Origin of the sequence: Nocardioides sp. (genome assembly GCF_036401255.1) — a bacterium.
Taxonomy (GTDB): Bacteria; Actinomycetota; Actinomycetes; order Propionibacteriales; family Nocardioidaceae; genus Nocardioides.
Genome location: NZ_DASWVI010000371.1, coordinates 1 through 3,273, shown reverse-complemented (window position 1 = coordinate 3,273; position 3,273 = coordinate 1). Strand labels below are relative to the sequence as shown.

General features: G+C 74.6%; 6 protein-coding genes. 2 read left to right on the top strand and 4 right to left on the bottom strand.

Translation table 11 applies throughout. The features are described from left to right. Nucleotides 1-193: hypothetical protein (locus VGD85_RS17160; RefSeq protein ID WP_331064648.1), on the top strand; the 193-nt coding region annotated here is incomplete at its 5' end. On the opposite strand, the gene VGD85_RS17155 is transcribed toward VGD85_RS17160, so the two are convergent. From VGD85_RS17155 to VGD85_RS17140, 4 genes are read right to left on the bottom strand one after another with little or no spacing between them, the layout of a single operon-like run. Further along, on the bottom strand, nucleotides 172-981 hold the full coding sequence (locus VGD85_RS17155) for an MBL fold metallo-hydrolase (RefSeq protein WP_331064647.1): 810 nt from the start codon (nucleotides 979-981) through the stop codon (nucleotides 172-174). The genes VGD85_RS17160 and VGD85_RS17155 overlap by 22 nt on opposite strands. 10 nt (nucleotides 982-991) lie before the next feature. Continuing rightward, a complete protein-coding gene (locus VGD85_RS17150; protein WP_331064646.1) occupies nucleotides 992-1,861 on the bottom strand; it encodes an NUDIX hydrolase in 870 nt (289 codons plus the stop codon). 10 nt (nucleotides 1,862-1,871) lie between these two features. Then, nucleotides 1,872-2,336 (bottom strand): RidA family protein, encoded by a 465-nt coding sequence (locus VGD85_RS17145; protein ID WP_331064645.1) that lies wholly within the window; start codon nucleotides 2,334-2,336, stop codon nucleotides 1,872-1,874. Then, on the bottom strand, nucleotides 2,333-2,488 hold the full coding sequence (locus VGD85_RS17140; protein WP_243060190.1) for a DUF4177 domain-containing protein: 156 nt from the start codon (nucleotides 2,486-2,488) through the stop codon (nucleotides 2,333-2,335). Before VGD85_RS17140 ends, VGD85_RS17145 begins: the two co-directional genes overlap by 4 nt. A gap of 82 nt (nucleotides 2,489-2,570) precedes the next feature. Here VGD85_RS17140 and VGD85_RS17135 point away from each other — a divergent pair. Further along, nucleotides 2,571-3,273: histidine kinase dimerization/phosphoacceptor domain-containing protein (locus tag VGD85_RS17135; protein WP_331064644.1), on the top strand; the 703-nt coding region annotated here is incomplete at its 3' end.

Below are 3,273 nucleotides of genomic sequence, written 5' to 3'. Positions count from 1 at the left end.
CGGCTCACTCTCCGTCGCGACCGACCTGATGCCACCCAACCGCCTCACCGTGCACCGTCCCGAGCCTGACTGGCCGGTCTCGGAGGAGCGGCTCTCACTCCTGATCGGCCTCGGCGTCGCGGCGGCGATCGCGGTGCTCCTCGCCGGTCGCCGGCTCGGGAGGCGGCTGCTTCAGCGTCGCTCGGCCAGGTAGGCCAGCTGCGCCCGCACGGACAGCTCGGCCGCACCCCACAGCACCCGGTCGACGTCCTGGTAGACGATCTCGACGACCCGTCGCGGCAGCTCGTCGACCGCGATGCCCTCGGGACGGTCGGCAGAGCGCAGCTGCTCCAGGGCAGCCGACACCTGCTCGAGCCGCTCGCGCCGGTGGGCGATGTAGTAGTCGAGGGCACCCAGCGCATCGGCGATCACCGGTCCATGGCCCGGCCAGATCGACGCGACCCCGTGAGCATCAGCGAGGGCGTGGAGGTGGTCGAGCGAGTCGAGGTAGGCCCCGAGCTGGCCGTCGGGATGCGCCACGACGGTGGTGCCACGCCCCAGCACCGTGTCGCCGGTCAGCACCGCACCCTCGGCGGGCAGCAGGAACGACAGCGAGTCCGCGGTGTGCCCGGGCGTGGCGACCACCCGCACCTCCAGGCCGTCCACGGACACCACGTCGCCGTCGCCGAGACCCTCAGAGCCCAGGCGGTACGCCGGGTCCAGGGCCCGGACGCCACACCCCATCCGCTCGGCGAACTCGCGGGCCGCCTCGGCGTGGTCGGCGTGGTGGTGGGTCAGCAGCACCACGCCCACCTCGCCCGCGGCCGCCGCGACCGCGTCCAGGTGCGCGGCGATCGCCGGCCCGGGATCGACCACGACCGAGCGCCGGGCGCCCGGTTCGCGCAGCACCCAGGTGTTGGTGCCGTCGAGCGTCATGATGTCCGGGTTGGGCGCCAGCACGCACACGCCCCGGGCCCCGAAGGCCCCGCCCGACCAGCTCATCGCGACCAGCTCACGACCGGTGCGCCGCCAGGATCGGCCGGTGGTGCTCGGGGATCGACAGCGTCCAGCCGTCGCCGTCGAGCGGCTCGATGTCCGGGGTGTGCATCTGGACCACCCGCCCGTGTGCCGCGTCGACGACCTCCGCCGCCGAGCCGAACTGCGCCACCTCCAGGGAGGTGAGGTACGTCGGCGGCATCATCAGCATCTCGCCACGCTCGGCCTGGGCGACCGCCTCGGCGGCCGGCAGCCAGGTCACCGATGCGGACTCGGTCGAGACGTGGCGGGTGCGCTGCCCCTCGGGCAGGAGGGCGACGAAGAACCAGGTGCGGTAGCGCTTGGGCTCGAACGCCGGCGTCAGCCAGCCGCCCCACACGCCCAGCAGGTCCGTGCGCAGCACCAGCCCCCGCGCGGCGAGGAACGACGTCATCGCGAGGTCGCGCGACTCCAGCGCGTGCCGGTCGGCCTCCCAGTCCTCACCGGTCGTGTCGGCGACCACCTCGTCGGGCGAGGGCCCCGCGAGCAGCACCCCCGACTCCTCGAACGTCTCGCGCACGGCGGCGCACACCAGGGCACGCGCCATCTCCTCGTCGCAGCCGAGCCGCTCGGCCCACTCGGCCGGCGGCGGGCCGGCCCATGCCACGGTGGCGTCGAAGTCCCGCGGGTCGACCCCGCCGCCGGGGTAGACGCACATCCCGCCGGCGAACTCCATCGTCGTGTGCCGGCGCAGGTAGTAGACGGCCGGCCCGTCCTCGGCGCCGCGCAGCAGGATCACGGTGGCCGCGTCGCGCGGCTCGGCCGGCTCGCGGCTGCCGTCGGCGTACGCGCGCGCCAGCTCGACGACCTTGTCCGGGAGCGGGATCGGCGGGATCGGGATCCTCATGCGGTCGCCCTCACCCGGCGACCCGCACCACGATCTCCACCTCGACGGGCGAGTCGAGCGGCAGCACGGGCACGCCGACCGCGGACCGCGCGTGCACGCCCGCGTCGCCGAAGACCGTGCCGAGCAGCTCCGAGGCGCCGTTGGCGACCTGCGGCTGACCGGTGAAGTCGGGCGTGGAGGCCACGAACGCGACGACCTTGACCACCTGCGTGATGCGCGAGAGGTCACCGACGACGGACTTCACCGCGGCGATCGCGTTGAGCGCGCACTGCTGCGCGCACAGCGTCGCCTCCTCGGCGCTGACCTCGCCGCCGACCTTGCCGGTGACCATGAGCTCGCCGTCGCGCATCGGCAGCTGGCCGGAGGTGAACACCAGGTCGCCGGAGGCGACCGCCGGGACGTACGCCGCCACCGGCTTGGCCACGGCGGGCACCTCGAGCCCGATCTCGGCGAGGCGCTCCTCGGGGCTCGTCATGCGAGCGGCCGCTTGAAGTAGCCGACGAGGTTCTCGGGGTTCATGCCCGGCGCGATCTGCACGAGCTCCCAGCCGTCGGCACCGAAGTTGTCCAGGATCTGCTTGGCCGCGTGCGTCAGGATCGGCGCGGTCAGGTACTCCCATTTCGTCATGGCTGGCACCCTACTCGGGGCGTACGCCGGGTCCACCCGCGGACGGACGCGGACCGGCCGCCGCCGCACTAGGGTCGGGCACGTGACCACCCTGCCCGTCGAGCGTCAGCCCTGGCGGCTGGGCCGGCGCGGCCAGCGGTGGTTCGACCTCGGGCTCGGCCTCGGGCTGCTGCTGCCGGTCGCGCTGTTCCCGGTGCTCGGCCTGAGCTGGTCGTCCATGGGCCTGGCCGTGGCCCAGCTGGTGCCGTTGTTCTGGCGGCGGCAGCACCCGCAGCTGGTGTTCAGTGCGGTGGCGATCGCGAGCGCGGCGCAGGCCCTCGCCATCGACAACCCGCTGTGGAGCCAGGTCGCGTTCCCGGTCGCGACGTACTCCGTCGCCCGCTACGCCCCACCGGCCCGGGGGGTGCTGGCGGTCGCCGTGGGCCTGTGCGGCGCCGCGGTCGCCGCCGTCGACTGGCTGCGCGGCTTCGACGCGGACGTGCGGCCCGGGACCGTCGGGCCGTACTTCCTCACGATCGCCACGCTCGTGGTCGCGGCGTGGGCGCTCGGGACGCTGGGCCGGGTGCGGCGCGCGTACGTCGACACGCTGATCGAGCGCGGGCGGCGCATCGAGCACGAGGCGGCCCAGCAGGTGGCGCTCGCGGCCGCCGACGAGCGCGCCCGCATCGCCCGGGAGATGCACGACGTCGTCGCCCACGGCCTGTCCGTCATCGTCGTCCAGGCCGACGGCGCCCGGTACGCCGCCGGGCAGGACCCCACGGCCGCCGCGGCCGCGCTCGAGGCGA

What these genes read in the sequence shown, in the direction of transcription:
- VGD85_RS17150 (WP_331064646.1), bottom strand. Translation starts at nt 1,861, where the DNA reads ATGAGGATCCCGATCCCGCCGATCCCGCTCCCGGACAAGGTCGTCGAG.
- VGD85_RS17155 (WP_331064647.1), bottom strand. Translation starts at nt 981, where the DNA reads ATGAGCTGGTCGGGCGGGGCCTTCGGGGCCCGGGGCGTGTGCGTGCTG.
- VGD85_RS17140 (WP_243060190.1), bottom strand. Translation starts at nt 2,488, where the DNA reads ATGACGAAATGGGAGTACCTGACCGCGCCGATCCTGACGCACGCGGCC.
- VGD85_RS17145 (WP_331064645.1), bottom strand. Translation starts at nt 2,336, where the DNA reads ATGACGAGCCCCGAGGAGCGCCTCGCCGAGATCGGGCTCGAGGTGCCC.